The 17,025-nt window shown below is 71.7% G+C and carries 15 protein-coding genes and 2 pseudogenes; 13 read left to right on the top strand and 4 right to left on the bottom strand.

What is annotated here, in order from left to right; translation table 11 throughout:
• Nucleotides 1-26: 26 nt before the first annotated feature.
• Together ACWERV_RS10470 and ACWERV_RS10465 are read right to left on the bottom strand one after the other, a co-directional pair.
• On the bottom strand, nt 27-188 hold the full coding sequence (locus ACWERV_RS10470) for a hypothetical protein (RefSeq protein ID WP_452931188.1): 162 nt from the start codon (nt 186-188) through the stop codon (nt 27-29).
• Between the two features lie 147 nt (nt 189-335).
• Nucleotides 336-677, bottom strand: a complete 342-nt coding sequence (locus ACWERV_RS10465; protein WP_452931185.1) for a hypothetical protein — start codon at nt 675-677, stop codon at nt 336-338.
• Nucleotides 678-819: 142 nt separating this feature from the next.
• Between ACWERV_RS10465 and ACWERV_RS10460 the strand changes: the two genes are divergently transcribed.
• The 6 genes and pseudogenes from ACWERV_RS10460 (at nt 820) to ACWERV_RS10435 (ending at nt 7,192) form a co-directional block, all read left to right on the top strand.
• Nucleotides 820-1,809, top strand: coding sequence for a helix-turn-helix transcriptional regulator (locus ACWERV_RS10460; protein ID WP_452931182.1), 990 nt, complete (start codon nt 820-822; stop codon nt 1,807-1,809).
• A 148-nt stretch (nt 1,810-1,957) separates the two neighbouring features.
• A pseudogene (gene ectA / locus ACWERV_RS10455) lies at nt 1,958-2,536 on the top strand (diaminobutyrate acetyltransferase); the annotation flags it as partial.
• Nucleotides 2,537-2,623: 87 nt separating this feature from the next.
• Complete coding sequence (gene ectB / locus ACWERV_RS10450) at nt 2,624-3,895, top strand: diaminobutyrate--2-oxoglutarate transaminase (protein WP_452931270.1); 1,272 nt, start codon at nt 2,624-2,626, stop codon at nt 3,893-3,895.
• A 115-nt stretch (nt 3,896-4,010) separates the two neighbouring features.
• Nucleotides 4,011-4,415: an ectoine synthase gene (locus tag ACWERV_RS10445; RefSeq protein WP_452931179.1), complete on the top strand. Its 405-nt coding sequence runs from the start codon at nt 4,011-4,013 to the stop codon at nt 4,413-4,415.
• A gap of 4 nt (nt 4,416-4,419) precedes the next feature.
• A pseudogene (gene thpD, locus ACWERV_RS10440) lies at nt 4,420-5,313 on the top strand (ectoine hydroxylase); the annotation flags it as partial.
• Nucleotides 5,314-5,662: 349 nt separating this feature from the next.
• The gene (locus tag ACWERV_RS10435) at nt 5,663-7,192 is read left to right on the top strand and encodes a helix-turn-helix domain-containing protein (protein ID WP_031512888.1); all 1,530 of its coding nucleotides are present in this window, start codon (nt 5,663-5,665) and stop codon (nt 7,190-7,192) included.
• Between the two features lie 729 nt (nt 7,193-7,921).
• Here the strand turns inward: ACWERV_RS10435 and ACWERV_RS10430 are convergent.
• A complete protein-coding gene (locus tag ACWERV_RS10430; protein ID WP_452931176.1) occupies nt 7,922-9,685 on the bottom strand; it encodes a hypothetical protein in 1,764 nt (587 codons plus the stop codon).
• Between the two features lie 276 nt (nt 9,686-9,961).
• Between ACWERV_RS10430 and ACWERV_RS10425 the strand changes: the two genes are divergently transcribed.
• From ACWERV_RS10425 to ACWERV_RS10405, 5 genes are all read left to right on the top strand, one after another.
• A complete protein-coding gene (locus ACWERV_RS10425; protein WP_452931173.1) occupies nt 9,962-10,630 on the top strand; it encodes a sporulation delaying protein family toxin in 669 nt (222 codons plus the stop codon).
• A 156-nt stretch (nt 10,631-10,786) separates the two neighbouring features.
• Nucleotides 10,787-11,332 carry an SdpA family antimicrobial peptide system protein gene (locus ACWERV_RS10420; protein ID WP_452931171.1) on the top strand — a complete coding sequence of 182 codons (546 nt, stop codon included), beginning with the start codon at nt 10,787-10,789 and terminating at the stop codon, nt 11,330-11,332.
• The gene (locus tag ACWERV_RS10415; protein WP_452931168.1) at nt 11,326-12,318 is read left to right on the top strand and encodes a sporulation-delaying protein SdpB family protein; all 993 of its coding nucleotides are present in this window, start codon (nt 11,326-11,328) and stop codon (nt 12,316-12,318) included. The genes ACWERV_RS10420 and ACWERV_RS10415 overlap by 7 nt, the downstream gene beginning before the upstream one ends.
• Nucleotides 12,319-12,401: 83 nt before the next feature.
• Nucleotides 12,402-13,406, top strand: coding sequence for a YdcF family protein (locus ACWERV_RS10410; RefSeq protein WP_452931166.1), 1,005 nt, complete (start codon nt 12,402-12,404; stop codon nt 13,404-13,406).
• A 172-nt stretch (nt 13,407-13,578) separates the two neighbouring features.
• Complete coding sequence (locus tag ACWERV_RS10405; protein ID WP_452931164.1) at nt 13,579-14,004, top strand: hypothetical protein; 426 nt, start codon at nt 13,579-13,581, stop codon at nt 14,002-14,004.
• A 154-nt stretch (nt 14,005-14,158) separates the two neighbouring features.
• Here the strand turns inward: ACWERV_RS10405 and ACWERV_RS10400 are convergent, their stop codons facing one another.
• Entirely contained in the window at nt 14,159-14,578 is a 420-nt protein-coding gene (locus ACWERV_RS10400; protein ID WP_398178090.1) for a cold-shock protein, read from the bottom strand.
• Between the two features lie 329 nt (nt 14,579-14,907).
• Between ACWERV_RS10400 and ACWERV_RS10395 the strand changes: the two genes are divergently transcribed.
• Nucleotides 14,908-15,963, top strand: coding sequence for a family 2 encapsulin nanocompartment cargo protein terpene cyclase (locus tag ACWERV_RS10395; RefSeq protein ID WP_452931160.1), 1,056 nt, complete (start codon nt 14,908-14,910; stop codon nt 15,961-15,963).
• A 158-nt stretch (nt 15,964-16,121) separates the two neighbouring features.
• A complete protein-coding gene (locus ACWERV_RS10390; RefSeq protein ID WP_398178084.1) occupies nt 16,122-16,994 on the top strand; it encodes a geranyl diphosphate 2-C-methyltransferase in 873 nt (290 codons plus the stop codon).
• Nucleotides 16,995-17,025: the final 31 nt, after the last annotated feature.

Genomic DNA, 17,025 nt, shown 5'->3' with positions numbered 1-17,025 from the left:
CGCGAGGCCGGCGGACCGGCTGCGGATCATCCGCCCCAGGTCACGTCGTCGGTCGAGGCCGGCACGTCCGACTGCGTGGCGGTCGCGGAAACCGTCGCGGCGGCGGGTGCGGCAAGGGAAACGGCAATCGGAGCACCGGCGAAGAAAATTCCGACGACAGCGCAGATCGCGGCGCGGGAGAGCAGCATGAGGCACACCTTTCGGCAGGGAGGAATCCGTGGTCGATGCGCCGCTGCGATTTCGGTGAACCGAATTCTGGTGACGGTCCGGGCGGCGCCGAAGACATTGACTACGGTCGCCGACCGCCCGGTCACGGGGAAGGGATTCCTGCTGTCCTAATCGGGCCCTGACATATCCTGTCCATCAGGACCGGGGGAAAGCTGCTGGTCGTAGAACTGCGGGACGAGCCGGACACCGCAGCGCCCCACCGTGAACCCGGTGGGCTCGGGCAGGGCGGCCAGCGCGCGCCGGCACGCGGTGGCGGCGAGCCGCTCGGCCGCCGCCACGCTGGGAGCCAGCACGAACAGGCCCAGCACCGGGCCGGTCACGGCGTCACGGTGAACCGCCACGTGCTCGATGGGCTCGTCCGGACCGCAGAGGCCGAGGACCAGCCCCGCCACCCCGGGGGGCAGCAGGGCGTGTCCCGTCCGGCGGAGCTCGACGTGAACGAGATGCATGAGCCCGAGCATCAGCGCGCCCGAAAGCCCCCACAAGCAACTGCGGTGGACTAAATAGGTCATTGCACAAAGAGGCCTGGATAAGAAGCTTCGGTGACCATAGTGTCGGTAACCACAACTTCCCCTGCGCGAAGGAGAAACGGTGCTGGAGACCCTGGGGCTCTCACCAATGGCGGAGAAGGTGTACCGGGAGATGCTGGGTCACCCCTCGGAAGGAGTTGCCCAGCTGGCACTGCGACTCGACGCCACCGAGGAGGCCATCCGTGACAGTCTCGACCAGCTCAGCGCACTGGCCATCGTGCAGCCCTCCGAGCACCAGCGGAACGGGCTGCGGGCCGTCACCCCCGAAGCGGCCATGGAGATGCTGCTGGCCCGGCAGCAGGCCGAGCTCGCCGCCCAGCAGTTACGCGTGGAGGCCTCCCGGGCCGCCGCGGCACGCCTCATCGCCGAATGCTCCGGCACCCGCCGGCGCACCGCGGACGACGAGGAACTCATCGGCCCCGAGGCCATTCAGGAACGCCTCGCCCAACTCGCCCGCCGGACACAGAGCCAGGTCATGACCTTCGCCCCGGGCGGCGCGCACACCGCCGCCGACCTGGAGGCCAGCCGGGGGCCCAACACGGAGCTGCTGACCCGCGGCATCATCAGCCGCACGATCTACCTCGACAGCGTCCGCAACGACCGCGCCACCCTCGGCCACGTCAACTGGCTCAACCAGCACGGCGCCGCCGTGCGCACCGCGGTGTCGCTCCCGGTCCGCATGATCATCTTCGACCGCGCGCAGGCCGTCCTGCCCACCCACACCGCGGACGCCCGCACGGGGGCGGTGATCCTCACCGGCCAGGGCACCATCGCCGCGCTGTGCGCGCTGTTCGAGACGGCCTGGGAGACCGCCACCCCGCTGGGCGCGACCGCCCCCGCCGCCGTCCGGGACCTGACCGCCCAGCAGGGCGAGATGCTCAAGCTCCTCGCCACCGGCCTGACGGACGAGGCCATCGCCAAGCGCTTCGGCATCTCGCCGCGCACCGCGCGGCGCATCGCGGCCGAGCTCATGGACCGCCTGGAAGCCCGCAGCCGTTTCCAGGCGGGCGTCCACGCGGTGCGGCGCGGCCTGATCCCCGACAGCACGTGACCCGCACCCGCCCCGCGACCCGGCCCGTATCCGGCGTACATCCGTCCCGCGTCCGGCCCGGAACGGAAAAGCACGGGGAATCGCCGATTCCGGCGCACCCGGGGGAGGTTCCGCTTCCGAACGGAATCCCCGCCACCGCTCCGCAGGGATGTCGATTGGGCCCGGACGGCCCTGCCGGGGCTTTACCCCCGCGTCCCCCGAAGAATACGAAGAAGCTTCGGAACCCATATGGTCCCAACAGCATGGAAAGTGGTGTCCGGTGATATCGCAGTACACGTCCGGTCCTGTGGCGGCACGGCCCTCCGGATCCACGGCCCTCTCCGCCCCCGGGGTGGCGGACGGTGCCGGGATGTGGCAGCTGGCCCGGGAGACCGGGGTCCTCGACCTCAACTCGCCCTACAGCTACCTGCTCTGGTGCCGCGACTTCGCGGCCACCTCCGTGGTCGCCAGGGGCCCGGACGGCGGGCTGCGCGGCTTCGTCACCGGGTACGTCCGCCCCGACCGGCCCGGCACCCTCGTCGTGTGGCAGGTCGCGGTCGGCCCGTCCCACCGGCGGCAGGGTCTGGCGTCCCTCATGCTGGACGAGCTGGCCGACCGGGTCGCGGCGCGGGGCGTCCGGCGGGTCGAGACCACCGTCACCCCCGGCAACGCCGCCTCCGACCGGCTCTTCGCCGCTTTCGCCGAGCGCCGCGGCGGCGCCCTGGAGCGGCAGGTGCTCTTCGCCCCGGACACCTTCCCCGACGACCGGCCGCACGAGGCCGAGGTCCTGTACAGCATCGGGCCGTTCGCCCCCGAACCCACGAGGAGCACGCCGGTGGCCCTCCCCGCCCCGACCGGTCCGGACACCGACGTCTTCACCGCCCTGGAGTCGGAGGTGCGCAGCTACTGCCGCGGCTGGCCCACGGTGTTCGACCACGCCCGCGGGAGCCGGATCACCGACGAGACCGGCACCTCCTACCTGGACTTCTTCTCCGGCGCCGGCGCCCTGAACTACGGACACAACAACCCCGTCCTCAAGCGCGCGCTGCTGGACTACCTGGAACGGGACGGGATCACCCACGGCCTGGACATGAGCACGCGCGCCAAACGGGAGTTCCTGGAGACCTTCCGCGACCTGGTGCTGGCGCCGCGCGGGATGGACCACAAGGTGATGTTCCCGGGGCCGACCGGCACCAACGCCGTCGAGGCCGCGCTGAAGCTGGCCAGGAAGGTGAAGGGGCGCGAGGTCGTGGTCTCCTTCACCAACGCCTTCCACGGCATGTCGCTGGGCGCCCTCGCCGTGACCGGCAACTCCTTCAAGCGCGCCGGGGCCGGCACCCCGCTCGCGCACAGCACCCCCATGCCGTTCGACCACTACCTCGACGGACAGGTGCCGGACTTCCTGTGGTTCGAGCGCCTGCTCCGCGACAGCGGCTCGGGCCTCGGCCACCCGGCAGCGGTGATCGTCGAGACGGTCCAGGGCGAGGGCGGGGTCAACGTGGCGCGGGCCGAGTGGCTGCGGGGGCTGGCCGCGCTGTGCGCACGGCACGACATGCTGCTGATCGTCGACGACATCCAGATGGGCTGCGGCAGGACGGGCGGCTTCTTCTCCTTCGAGGAGGCCGGCATCACCCCGGACATCGTCACCCTGTCCAAGTCCGTCGGGGGCTACGGACTGCCGATGTCCCTCGTCCTCATGCGGCCGGAGCTCGACGTGTGGCAGCCCGGGGAGCACAACGGCACTTTCCGGGGCAACAACCCGGCGTTCGTGACGGCGACGGCCGCCCTTCGCGCGTACTGGTCGGACGGCGCGCTGCGGCAGCGGACCCACGACAACGGGGAGACCGTCCGCGGCGCGCTGGAGGAGATCTCCGCCCGGCACCCGGGCTCCCGCCACCGGGGCCGCGGCCTGGTCTGGGGGCTGGAGTTCGAGGACCCCTCCAGAGCCGCCAAGGTCTGCGCCCGAGCTTTCGAGCTGGGTCTGCTGGTGGAGACCTCGGGCCCGGAGAGCGAGGTGGTCAAGCTGATGCCCGCGCTCACCGTGCACCGGGACGAACTCGCCGAGGGGCTGGAGCTGCTGGCACGGGCCGTGGACGAGACACCCTGAAGCGCCCGCGCCGCGCCCGCCGCCGTACGGCCCGGCCGCACCCGCACCCGCACCGACCGCCGGCGCGTACCGGCGGACACCACCCGTACCAGCTGACACCAGAGGAGACTTCACCGTGATCGTCCGATCCCTGAGCGACATCGAGGGCACCGACCGGGACGTGCTCGCCGAGACCGGCACCTGGCGGAGCAAGCGGCTCGTGCTGGCCAAGGAGGCAGTGGGCTTCTCCGTCCACGAGACGGTGATGTACGCGGGCACCGAGACCACCATGTGGTACGCCCATCACATCGAGGCGGTCTTCTGCGTCGAGGGCGAGGGCGAGCTGACCGACGACGAGACGGGTGTCAGCTACCCGATAGCGCCGGGCACCCTCTACCTGCTCGACGGCCACGAGAGGCACACCGTCCGCCCGACGACGGACCTGCGCTTCGTCTGCGTCTTCAACCCGCCCGTCACGGGCCGCGAGGTCCACGACGCGGACGGCGTCTACCCCCTGCTGACGGCCGCCGAGGGAGTGTGATCCGGTGGTGACGACCCGCGCCGCCGCCCGCGGCGCCTACCCGACACGCGGGGCCGACGAGAGGGTGACACCGCGGCAGGACCCGGTCGTGTGGTCCGCGCCGCAAGCCCCGGGGCCGTTCGACGCCGCGGACCTGCGGGTCTACGAGCGCGACGGCTTCCTGTCCTGCGACGCGCTGATCTCCCCGGACGAGGTGGCGGCCTGCCGCGCCGAGCTGGACCGGATGTGCGGCGACCCGGTGGCCGCCGCGGATCCGCGCGCGATCGTCGAGCGCGCGTCGGGGCGGATCCGCTCGCTGTTCGAGATCCACCGGACGAGCGAGGTCTTCGCCGCGCTGGTGCGCGATCCGCGGCTCGCCGACCGGGCGCGGCAGATCCTCGGCTCGGACGTCTACGTCCACCAGAGCCGGATCAACCTCAAGCCCGGCTTCGGGGCGTCCGGGTTCTACTGGCACTCCGACTTCGAGACCTGGCACGCCGAGGACGGGATGCCGCGGATGCGCGCGGTGTCGGTGTCCGTCGCCCTGACCGACAACCTCGCCACCAACGGCAGTCTGATGATCATGCCCGGCTCGCACCGGACGTTCCTCGGCTGCGCCGGTGCCACCCCGCGCGACAACTACAAGCGCTCGCTGCAGATGCAGGAGGCCGGGACGCCCTCCCCCGGGGCGCTGACGCGGCTCGCCGCCGAGCACGGCATCGAGATGTTCACCGGCGCGGCGGGCTCCGCGGTCTGGTTCGACTGCAACTGCATGCACGGCTCGGGGGACAACATCACCCCCTTCCCCCGGAGCAACGTCTTCATCGTCTACAACAGCGTCGAGAACGCCGCCCAGGAGCCCTTCGCCGCTCCGGTCCGGCGCCCGGAGTACATCGGGGCACGGGACTTCACGCCCGTGCCCCGCCAGGGACGGGCGGCCGCCGGTCCGCCGGGCGGCCCGGCGGACCGGGACACCTCGTCACCCGGGTGGCCGTAGCCGGACGCCGTCCGGAGTGGACCCGGCGGGGCGGGGAAGGCGGACCGGGACCGCGGGATTCCCCGGCGTGAGTACGGCGCGAGCACGGCGTGGCCCCGCGCGTGGCCCCCGACCGGCCCGACTGTGACGGCTGGTGCGGCGGTTGCGCGTGGGGGCCGCGTGGATACGGTGGGTGCGTCGGCACCAGCGGACACGCCACATGCGTATGGGGCACGCCACGAATGGCGGAACCGGCGTTGCCTCATCTCATATATGAGATAGGGTCACTGTCATGACCGACGACTACCTGGTACGTATCGGCAGGCTCATCCGGGACGCCCGGCAGCACCGGAACTGGACACAGACGCAGCTGGCGGAGGCCCTCGGCACCAGCCAGAGCGCGGTGAACCGGATCGAGCGGGGCAACCAGAACATCAGCCTTGAGATGATCGCCAGAATCGGCGAGGCGCTGGACAGCGAGATCGTGTCCCTCGGCTACGCCGGCCCGATGCACCTGCGTGTGGTCGGCGGCCGCCGGCTGTCCGGCTCCATCGACGTGAAGACCAGCAAGAACGCCGGTGTGGCCCTGCTGTGCGCCACCCTGCTCAACGCCGGCCGCACCACGCTGCGCCGGGTCGCCCGGATCGAGGAGGTCTACCGCATCCTCGAAGTGCTCGGCAGCATCGGCGTGAAGGCCCGCTGGATCAACGACGGCAACGACCTGGAGATCGTGCCGCCCGCGACCCTCGACCTCGCCGCGATCGACACCGAGGCCGCCCGCCGTACGCGCAGCGTCATCATGTTCCTCGGCCCGCTGCTGCACCGCACCGACCGCTTCCGCATCCCGTACGCGGGCGGCTGCGACCTCGGCACCCGTACCGTCCAGCCGCATATGAACGCGCTGCGGCACTTCGGCCTCGACATCACCGCGACCGACGGCTCCTATCACGCCGAGGTGGCCGGCGGGATCACCCCGCACCGCCCGATCGTGCTGACCGAGCGCGGCGACACCGTGACCGAGAACGCGCTGATGGCCGCCGCCCGGCACGACGGCGTCACCGTCATCCGCAACGCCAGCTCCAACTACATGGTCCAGGACCTGTGCTTCTTCCTGGAGGAGCTGGGCGTCCGGGTCGAGGGCATCGGCACCACCACGCTCACCGTGCACGGCGTCTCCCACATCGACCGCGACGTCGACTACGCCCCCTCCGAGGACCCGGTCGAGGCGATGAGCCTGCTCGCCGCGGCCGTCGTCACCGAGTCCGAGCTGACGATCCGCCGGGTGCCGATCGAGTTCCTGGAGATCGAGCTGGCCGTGCTGGAGGAGATGGGCCTGGACTTCGAGCTGGCCCCGGAGTACCGCGCGGACAACGGCCGCACCCGGCTGACCGACCTCACCGCGCGCCCCTCCAAGCTGCGCTCGCCGATCGACAAGATCCACCCCATGCCCTTCCCCGGGCTGAACATCGACAACGTGCCCTTCTTCGCGGCCATCGCAGCGACCGCGCAGGGCTCGACCCTCATCCACGACTGGGTCTACGACAACCGCGCGATCTACCTCACGGAGCTGACCCGCCTCGGCGCGTCCGTCAAACTCCTCGACCCGCACCGCATCATGGTCGAGGGCCCGACCCGCTGGCGCGCCGCCGAGATGATGTGCCCGCCCGCGCTGCGCCCCGCCGTCGTCGTGCTGCTCGCGATGATGGCCGCCGAGGGCACCTCGGTGCTGCGCAACGTCTACGTGATCAACCGCGGTTACGAGGACCTGGCCGAGCGCCTCAACTCGATCGGCGCGCAGATCGAGATCTTCCGCGACATCTGACCCCCGGACTCCGCCGCACCCCGTCTGACCCGCTACTTGGCGAGTCGGACAGGGTGCGGCGGCATCTCTGGGATTTCTCTGGGACTTTGGACCGGCGACGGGCTACGACCTACGCTTCGCGGCCTGTGCCCACCGGCTACGTCTTCGCGAAGATCGCGTCGATGGCCGCGCTGCCCCGTGCGCCGGCGCGCAGTGTGAACCCGGGGTCGGAGTGCCCCAGCCAAGGGCAGCGTGACCGGTACCGGCGCGAAACGCTCCGCGTGCTGCCGGACGGCACGGGCCACGCTTGACGGCAGCGGCACGTCCCGGACCTTGCGGCTCTTGGGAAGCGCGAAACAGAGCTCGGCTCGCACCATCTTGACTTGCCGCCGGACGTGGACGACTTCCTTGGTGAAGTCGATGTCCTCCAGGGCGAGCCCGAGCGCCTCTCCTTGCCGGAGCCCAAGGCCCGCGCCGAGTACAAGGAGGAGCCTGTAGCGGTTGGACAGGGCCTCCCCTACCGCCAGCACCCGTTCAGGCGACCACGCCTCGACCCTGCCGGGCGTGGCGGCCGCAGGACCGACCGCGCTGGCCCGATCCGGACCGCTCGGCCGCGGCGGCCTTCCTGACAGCTCGACGGCCGGCCCGCACTCCCCCCGACCCAGGAAGGCGTACATGAGCGACAGCGACGCCCGGTACGGCCTCGGCGACGGCCGCTCACGACGCTGCCCGACCGGCCGGGCGGCGCTGTCAGGGAGCGCCGCTCCACGGCTCGACCCGAGACGACGGCTCTCCGGGCCGCGTGGCGCCGAGGCCGTCCTCCGAGACCCGGTGCACCAGGTCGATCTTCGTGTAGGCGGGCCTTCCTGCCAGCCGGTACTTGTACTTGACGCGGTTGAGGTAGTCCTTGGCCGTGTTCGGGGTGACACCGGCGCGGCGTGCCGCGGACTTGAGGGTCATTCCGGAGGCGTAGTCCAGCAGGATCTGCAGCTCCTTGGGGGCCAGCCGCGGTCTGATGGGTCCGCCGCCCTCCGGAGCGCGCCCGTCGCCGGCCCCGGTGATCCGGCCGAGCCACCAGGGCAGTACGGCGGCGGAGAAGTCGTTGCTGTAGACGGCCGGACGGCGGCCGCAGTGGTAGACGTCGTCCCGGACGGCGCCGTGGACCTGGAAGCCGAGGCTGCGCACCAAACCCTGGTATTCGGCGTTCGCGGTGGAGATGACCAGTTGCCCGTCGCCGAGGGCGGCCTGCCGCAGGATGTGGCGCAGCAGTTGGGCGCGAACGGCCCGGTCGGGGCAGTGCGCGGCGCCGAGGAAGAGACCGCCGCCGGCCATGGCCGCGCTGTGCTGCTGGAGCAGCGGCTCTATGCCTTCCGCCGTCCGCTCGTCGATCGGCATGAGGTTGGCGAGGCCGATCGCCCGCCCGTGCCGGTCGTAGGCGATGTGGAAGGCGGAGATGTCGTCGCCGGCCCAGCGCTCGGTCAGATGGTCGCAGCGACGCGCGTCGAATCCGCCGTCCAGCGCCCACTGGCGCATCAGCCGTCCGATGTCGCCGGCGTCTGCGTCGGCGGCGGTACGGAAGCGCACCGTGCTCGGCGCGGCAGGGAAGAGGTTCCGCCGGACCAGCGGGGCGGCCCCGAGGAAGAGCCCCTGCTCGGTGAGGACGGCGCGTTCCGCGCGGTCACGGGCCCTGGCCAGCAGGGTGAGGCGGTAGTCGCGGGCGCGGACCCGTACGCTCTCGTGCGCTTCCGGCCGCCGCCACTGGTAGGCCAGTTCGAACACGGTCCGGTAGGGCTCGGTGATCTGGAGCCCGAGCGCGCCCCGGCCGACGACGCTGAGCGAGGCGAGCGAGGCGAAGTGGTCGGGGCCGCCGGGCAGGAGCCGCTCGTCACCGGACCCCACGGTCGCGAGCAGCCGCAGGGCGTGGCGCCACTGCCTGCCGGGCAGCTCCCGGCCGAGCCGCTCCAGGATCTCCTCAGCCACCTGGTCGGCGATCGCACCGGCAGCGTCCGGCGGCGCACCGGCGTCCAGGGCGCGGCAGGCCATGTCGGCGATCAGCGGGATGCCGCCGGCGAGCCGGAGCACCAGGGCGTGACCGTCCGGGTCCGCCACGGCGGCGGCCCGCGCGGCGATCCGCTCCTCCGGCGCGGGCGCCAAGGTCACGGTGGCGGCATGCGTCCACCGCGGATCGGACAGGAGCGGCCTGCGGCTGACCACGACCACGGACGGCAGCCTTCCGGCGCAGCGGTCGAGTTCGCGGCGCAGGGCGTCCCGCCGCGACCGGCCGTCGGCGCTGTCCACCACCACCGGCCGCCCGGCGGGTGCGGCCAGCGCCCGCCGCAGTAGGACCAACCCGTCGGGCCGGTCGAGGTCCACCCGCACCGGACCTTCGAGACCGGCCACGAGCGTGGACTTTCCGACCCCGAGCGGACCGGCCAGATTGACCAGCGGATGTTCGGCCGTCGCGACGCGCAACTTCTCCAGAGCCGCCGATCCGGATTCCTCCGAACTCCTCACGGACACCGCCCTCCAGGCTCTCCGACCGCCGTCGCAGGACGATACCCAGCACGGCCCCCACTGCCCAGGCCACGAACGTCAGCGCGTGCCGGTGGCGCCACCTGGCGGCCGGTGGAACGCGTGCGGGACGTCCCGCCTTCCCGCAAGCCCCCCGAATGGGCGGCTTCGTACGAACCTGACGTCCCGTTAGCGTCCGTTCCGGGCACGGCGGCTGCATCGGCCACGCCTCGCGCCCGCGTACAGGGTCAACACGACTCATGTCGAAAGGAGTGATCCATGAAACATCACGGGCGAATCGTCAGCATCGCCACGGCTGTCGTCGTCACCGGCGCCGCGGCGCTCACGACCGTCGGCAGTGCGAGCGCGGCTTCGGCCGACGCGAGCAACAAGACGGTGAGCGCCAAGGCCGCGAACGCTGGTTCGGCGGCGCCGGGAAAGCTGTCGGCTGCCGAGGACGGCCGTCAGCTCTTCGCCGGAATCTACTTCGGCCAGGGGCCGGTCGCGGCGAAGCTGGCGTCCCACGGAGTGTTCAAGGGGTTCGAGCTGAGTGCGAACGACAGCCCGAAGGCCGTTCATGCCGTGGCCGGACTGGCCGACAGGATCGAGGCGAAGTCCCCCGGTATCTTCGCCGAGTTCTCGGTCAAGTCCCGTAGCGGAGATCCCCGGCTGGTGAAGGAGGCCACGGCCGACGTCTCCCGCGCACTGGCCGGTGTTTCCGATGCGGACCTGTCGGCGCCGCCTGCGGCATCGGCGGACTGCGTGGCCCTGGTCGTGTTCGTGGCCGTGGCCGCAGCGGTGGCGGCGGTGGTCACCGTTGCGGGGACCGGGGCGCTGGTGGTCAATGCCGCCGCTGTCATCAACGTGGTGGTCGACACGAAGCCGATAAGCAGCCTGCCGCAGGACGAGCTCATGGCGCGGCTGGCCACGACGCTGCGTACCGCCTGACCCGTACGACCACGCCCGTCAGCGTGCGCCGGCTCCGGCTTCCGCCGTCCCCGTCGGCCGGGCCCGGAGCCGGCGCGCGCGTAGGTCCGAATCCATGGAGAGACGAAGAACATGTGGTGGAAGGATCGTCTTCGCAGAGTGCGTGACGGTGTGAGCGTGACCGCTCAGCACACGGTCGAGGTGCCGCGGGCATGGATCGCCGGGACCGCGGCTGTGTGCGCCGTCGTCGTCCTTTACGCTGCCCAGTCGCAGGTGCCGAAGAACGTGGTGCAGCTGCCCGGTCAGGATTCCGTCAGGCCCGCCGCGATCGCCGTCCTGCCGCAGGGGTGGGCGTTCTTCACGAAGTCGGCGCGCAGTTCGGAATACGAGCCGTTCCGCTGGGACGGCTCGTCCTGGACGAGTGCTTCCCTCGGACGCCATTCCGAGCACGGGTTCGACCGGGTCTCCCGTTCCCAGGGCATCGAGACGGCGTTGCTGCTCCACGAGGCGGGACGGGCCGCGCCGACGCCGTGCGCGCAGGCTTCGCTCCAGGACTGCCTGAAGAAGGCCCGGGTGGAAGCCGCGGTCGTCAACAGGACGCCGGGCGCGACGTTGTGCGGGCGGATCGCGGTGGTCGCACAGACACCCACGCCTTTCGCCTGGCGTGACCTTCTGCCCGCGCGGACGCCGCAGAGCGCCGTCGTGCTGGACGTCGCATGCTGAGGCCGGTCGCCGTGCCCTGGACCAGTGTGTACGGGCTCACCCGTACGCTCCTGGCGACCGGCACGATGGGCACGTTGGCTTTCAGCAGCACGGGAACGCTGTTCCGCCCCGTGGCGACGCAGGGCAACTACCCCATCTGCAAGGGGGCGGTGCGCGCGGGCATATTCTGCGTGGCGCCCGACGGCCATCTCACCGCGACCCGATGGCTGTGCGTCCTCGTCCTCGTCGCCGTGGCCTGCGGATGGCGTCCCCGGTGGACCGCGCTCCCGCACGCCTGGGTGTCCTTCAGCGTCTTCACCGAGACCGCCATCCCCGACGGCGGCGACCAGATCACGGCGGTCCTGTCGTTGCTGCTCGCCCTCACCGCGCTCGGCGATCCCCGCCGCTGGCACTGGGAGCGGCTCCAGGACGGGGCCGCCGCACGCCACCGCCGGGCCGTCCTGCTGGGCGCGACGGGCCTGGTGCTCGCCCGAATCCAGATGTCGTTCCTCTACTTCCAGTCCAGCGTCGCCAAACTTCCCCACGCGGAATGGGCCGACGGCACCGCGATGTGGTACTGGGGCCACAGCCTTGCGTTCGGCGCCCCCGGCCCGCTTCAGCCGCTGGTCTACCCGGTCCTCGCGTCCCCCACCGGCGTCGCACTCCTGACCTGGACGCCACTGGTGATAGAAATCGGCCTCGCCGCAAGCCTGTTGCTCGCGCAGCGCTGGCGCTGGCGCGTGTTCGCCGCGGGAGTCCTCTTCCACCTCTCCATCGCCGTGATGATGGGCCTGTGGAGTTTCGCCCTGGCCATGATCGGCGGCCTGGTGGTCCTCTGCTTCCCCCTCGGCTCGCACCTGTCCGTCACCCCACCGCAGATCGCCCGCAAGATCCTCCGAAGGCCTGCCACTCCCCCGCCGGGAGGCGAGGAGCACGCGACGTCGGCCCCGCGGAGACTGCCACAGCCCGTTCCCGCCGCGGACTCCCGGTCACCCGGGCGGGAGTGACCCCGCTGCCCGGGGCGGCAGACCGGACGGAATGCGCGGCAGACGTGCCGGTCGGCTGCTCACGCCCTGCTTACGATGAGCGCATGCTGTCCTTCGTCCCCGCCATGCTGTGCCTGCTCGTGTTCGGTGTGAGCGTGCTCCAGGAGCGACGCCGCTTCAGCAACGCCGTTCTCCTGGGGCTGGGGGCCGCCCTCGCCGCCGGCGCGATGCTCTACGAGCTCCGTGTCACCCACCCGGTGCTGGGCAGGGACGCGGGCGTCGCCGCGATCGTGCTCGTGGCCCTGGGCATAGTGACACTGTCGGGCTTCCTGACCTCCAACGGCGTCGTCATGGTGCGCAAGGAGGGCCCCAGCCTGGCCAACTCGCTGTCGCTGCTGTCGGGTGTCGCGCTGGCCGCCCTGCTCGTCCTGACCGCCGTGACGCTGGTGGTGCGGTCCCGGGTGCTTGCCGTGGTGACGGGCACGGTCCTCGCGCTGGCCGGCTACGTCGCCTTCCTCTTCCTCTGTTTCGTCGCCTACACCTTCGTCTACAGCCGACTGCGCCCGCGGCGCCGCGCCGACTACGTCGTGGTGCTGGGGGCGGGCCTGGCCAACGGCAGTGAGGTGACGCCGCTGCTGGCGGGCCGGCTGGAGCGCGCCCGCGAGGTGCACGGTCGCCTCCTGCGGCGCGGCAGGCGACCGATCGTGCTGACCTCCGGCGGCCAGGGCAGGGACGAGAAGCTGCCTGAGTCGCACACCATGGCGGACTACCTCGAAGCCCGGGGTGTGCCGCGGGATCTCATCGAGCGCGAGGACCGCTCGACGACCACGGAGGAGAACCTGAGGTTCAGCAGGGCGATCATGGAGAGGGCCAAGCCCGGTTACCGGTGCGTCATCGTGACGAACGACTACCACACCTTCCGGGCGGCGATGATCGCCCGGCGGGAGGGGGTCAGGGGGCAGGTCGTGGGTTGCCCCACCTCGCGCTACTTCCTGCCGAGCGCCACGATCCGCGAGTTCGTCGCCGTCCTGGTCACCTACTGGCGCACCAACCTTGCCTTCTGCCTGCTCGCCCTCCTCGGCGGCCTGTCCATCTGGTGGCTGGGCTGAGGGACCCGGCCGCTTTCGGCCCCGTTCACCCTGCGGGGCCCGGCCCTGCGCACCCCGCGAACGCCGGGACCCTTAACGGGCGGGCCTGCGGTGCCCCAGCCGGCCGCCGACACCGTGGCCGCCCCGCCCAGCGGACTTCCTCAGCAACGGCAGGCCCGCGTACACCCCGCAGGTGATGTTCCCCGAGCCGACCGGGATGAAGGTCCCGGCGCAACTGCTGCTCGGCGTCGTCGCACAGGAGACGAACATCGCGCAGGCCTCCTGGCACGCGGCCGACGGTGACACCGGCAACCCGCTGATCACCGACTACTACGGCAACGGCAACGCCGACATCGCCGAGTCCCTGCGCATCCTGGCCGACACATGGGGCCAGACGCACGCCGCCGGCACCACCGCCAACGAGGACGACCCCGCAGTGGGTATGGGTCGGCACCCAGCGCGTGGCGAAATACTCGGCCCCGACCGTCCCGGGCGGTGGCAGGCTGCGCTCCCCGGCCGTCACGGCCTTCTGCTCGCCCGCGGTCAACGCCTGCGACCCGGGCACCGTCGTCGGTGGCGACCCCTGCCCTGGATCCGCTCAAGTCCGCGTTGGCCGTAGTGCTCCTCGATCCACGCGAGCGGGACTTCGGCCCTGTCGAACCGCAGGCCCGGATCCCAGGCGCGAGCCCGCAGCCTGTCGATGAGCGCGTCGTCTCTTCCGCGACATCTGACGGCCCGCGGCACCGCACCGCGCCGTCCGCGCCCCGGCAGGGTCAGTCCTCGACCCAGCCGTGGGCGCGGGCGAAGTCCACCGCGCGCCGTCTGATCTGGAGGATCTGCTCGCCGGTGAGGGAGGGGGCCGCCGCGAGGAGGGCCTCGGTGAACTCCCGGGTGAAGTCCTCGCGGGAGAGCACGTCGCACATCGGCTCGCCGTCGACGACCGGGCCGGAGACGCCCGGCGCGTGCGGCTCGGCCGGGGGGCGCTCGGCGCCCTCGGCGAGCCGTACGGAGGAGGCCTTCAGCCCCCGGTCGCCCTCCTCGATGTCGAACTCGACCTGGAGCCCGGAGCGGAGGTACGACTCCGGGATCAGCAGATCGTTCACGTGCAGGAAGACGTCCTCACCGCCGAACGCCGGGGCGATGAACCCATAACCCCGGGCACTGTCGAAACGCAGCACACGACCGGCAACCACAGCGACCCCCACCCGACACGAACCCGACACGAACTGGGAACCATCGTATCGAGCACACGATCGCAGCGTCATCCGCCCGGTGGACAACCGGGCGCGGGAGGCGCGGGAGGCGGTGCGAAAGTTCCCGTGCACCCCCGGCGTGCGGAGGCGTACGCCGGAGCACTCTGCCTCAACTGGGATGTTTACACCACCAGTTGCGCGTAGCTCCCCCTTTCACGCCATACCCGGCGGCACCACCCGCTGCTTGACTTGATCTCGCGGGTGGCCACCGGGCATCCGCGGGAAGTCCCGGATCGGCCCCGCGGCCGAGTGACCGAGTGGAGTACGCGATGAGCGCCCCCGCGAACGCCGGACCGCGGCGCCCGCTGCCCGGCCCGCCGGCTCTCCGGCCCGCCGGCCTGCGCCGCCGCGGGGTGATCCCCGGCGTCAGGCACCGCCCCGTCCCGCCCGCGGACCCGCAGAAGGCGGCCGCCGTCGACGAGCGGCTGGAGGCGTGGGCGCGCGAGCTCGACCTCTTCCCGCCCTCCTGGAACGGCGACTTCGCGGGCTTCCAGTTCGGCCGGGCGGTGGTGCTCCAGCACCCGAACGCCCTGGACCTGGACCGGCTGACGGTCGCCGGTGAGCTGCTGCTCGCGGAGAACCTGGTCGACAGCTGCTACTGCGAGGAGGACGAGGGCCGCGGCGCCTCCCGGCACGGGCTGGGCGGACCGCTGCTGCTGGCCCAGTCGGCGATCGACCCCTTCCACGGCACTCCGGAGCTGGAGGCCGACTGGCGGCGCGGGATGCAGGCGGACGGCCCGCTGCGCTCGTACCACTGGGCGATGAAGGACCTCGGGCGCTTCGCCACGCCGAGCCAGACCGACCGCTTCGTGCACGACATCGCCCGGCTGCACCTGGGGTATCTCGCCGAGGCGGCCTGGGCCGAGACGCGCTACGCCCCGCAGGTGTGGGAGTACGTGGTGATGCGGCAGTTCAACAACTTCCGCCCGTGCCTGTCGATCGTGGACGCGGTCGACGGCTACGAGCTGCCCGAGGCGCTCTACGCGCGCCCGGAGATCCAGCGGATCACGGCGCTGGCCTGCAACGCGACGACGATCGTCAACGACCTCTACTCCTTCGCCAAGGAGCTGGAGAGCGATCCCGACCACCTCAACCTGCCGCAGGTGGTGGCCCGCAACGAGGGCCGCGGGCTCAAGCACGCCTACTTCCGCAGCATCGAGATCCACAACCAGGTGATGGACGCCTTCGAGGAGGAGGCCGCCGCGGTGTCGCTGCTCTCGCCGCTCGTCGGCCGGTACGCCCAGGGCCTTTCCGACTGGGTGGCCGGCAACCACGAGTGGCACGCGACCAACAGCCACCGCTACCACCTGCCCCAGTACTGGTGAGCGCGTACCGCCGCACCGCGGCCGACGCGTCCACCGCGGGCGACCTCCGTGCCGGCATCCCTGCCGGTACGCGTCCCCGCTCCATATCCACCCGATACCCGCTCGGTCCGGCCCGGCCGGACGACGAGCACTCTCACCAGCACCGCAAGGAGCCACCGTTGGCCATCCCCCAGTCCGGCGCCACCGTCTCGCTGCCCGCCCAGTCGACGTATCAGTCCCGCGTCGCGGACTACTGGAACGCCGAGGAGAATCCGGTCAACCTCGAACTCGGCAAGATCGACGACCTCTACCACCACCACTACGGGGTCGGGGACGTCGACTGGTCCGTCGTGGACGAGCCGGACGCGGCGCGGCGGCAGCAGCGGGTGACCGCCGAGCTGCACCGCCTGGAGCACGCCCAGGCGGAACTCCTCGCGTCACACCTCGGACCGCTCTCCCCCGCCGACCGGGTCTTCGACGCCGGCTGCGGGCGCGGCGGCGGCAGCGTCGTGGCGAACCAGCGCTACGGCTGCCACGCCGACGGCGTGACGCTCTCCACCAAGCAGGCGGACTTCGCCAACGCGCAGGCGCGCGCCCGCGGCATCGACGGCAAGGTGCGCTACCACCACCGCAACATGCTGGAGACCGGCTTCGAGACCGGCGGCTACGCGGCCTCGTGGAACAACGAGTCGACCATGTACGTCGAGCTCGACCTGCTCTTCGCCGAACACTCCCGGCTGCTGCGCCGCGGCGGCCGCTACGTGGTGATCACCGGCTGCTACAACGACACCTACGGCCGCGCCTCGCGCGAGGTGTCCCTGATCAACGCGCACTACATCTGCGACATCCACCCGCGGTCGGAGTACTTCCGCGCGATGGCCCGGCACCGGCTCGTCCCGGTCCACGTGGAGGACCTGACGCCGGCCACGATCCCGTACTGGGAGCTGCGCAAGACCGCCGAGCACCTGGTGACGGGGGTCGAGGACGCGTTCCTCGACGCGTACCGCAACGGCAGCTTCCAGTACCTGCTGATCGTCGCCGACCGGGTCTGACACCCCCGTTCTCCGCCGCCCCCGCGGCCGG

The sequence above is a fragment of the Streptomyces sp. NPDC004031 genome (assembly GCF_053604375.1).
The sequence above is the reverse complement of the archived record's forward strand: the minus strand, read 5'-3'. Positions and strand labels throughout refer to the sequence as shown.

What these genes read in the sequence shown, in the direction of transcription:
- ACWERV_RS10470 (WP_452931188.1), bottom strand. Translation starts at nt 188, where the DNA reads ATGCTGCTCTCCCGCGCCGCGATCTGCGCTGTCGTCGGAATTTTCTTC.
- ACWERV_RS10465 (WP_452931185.1), bottom strand. Translation starts at nt 677, where the DNA reads ATGCATCTCGTTCACGTCGAGCTCCGCCGGACGGGACACGCCCTGCTG.
- ACWERV_RS10435 (WP_031512888.1), top strand. Translation starts at nt 5,663, where the DNA reads ATGACCGACGACTACCTGGTACGTATCGGCAGGCTCATCCGGGACGCC.
- ACWERV_RS10425 (WP_452931173.1), top strand. Translation starts at nt 9,962, where the DNA reads ATGAAACATCACGGGCGAATCGTCAGCATCGCCACGGCTGTCGTCGTC.
- ACWERV_RS10415 (WP_452931168.1), top strand. Translation starts at nt 11,326, where the DNA reads ATGCTGAGGCCGGTCGCCGTGCCCTGGACCAGTGTGTACGGGCTCACC.
- ACWERV_RS10410 (WP_452931166.1), top strand. Translation starts at nt 12,402, where the DNA reads ATGCTGTCCTTCGTCCCCGCCATGCTGTGCCTGCTCGTGTTCGGTGTG.
- ACWERV_RS10395 (WP_452931160.1), top strand. Translation starts at nt 14,908, where the DNA reads ATGAGCGCCCCCGCGAACGCCGGACCGCGGCGCCCGCTGCCCGGCCCG.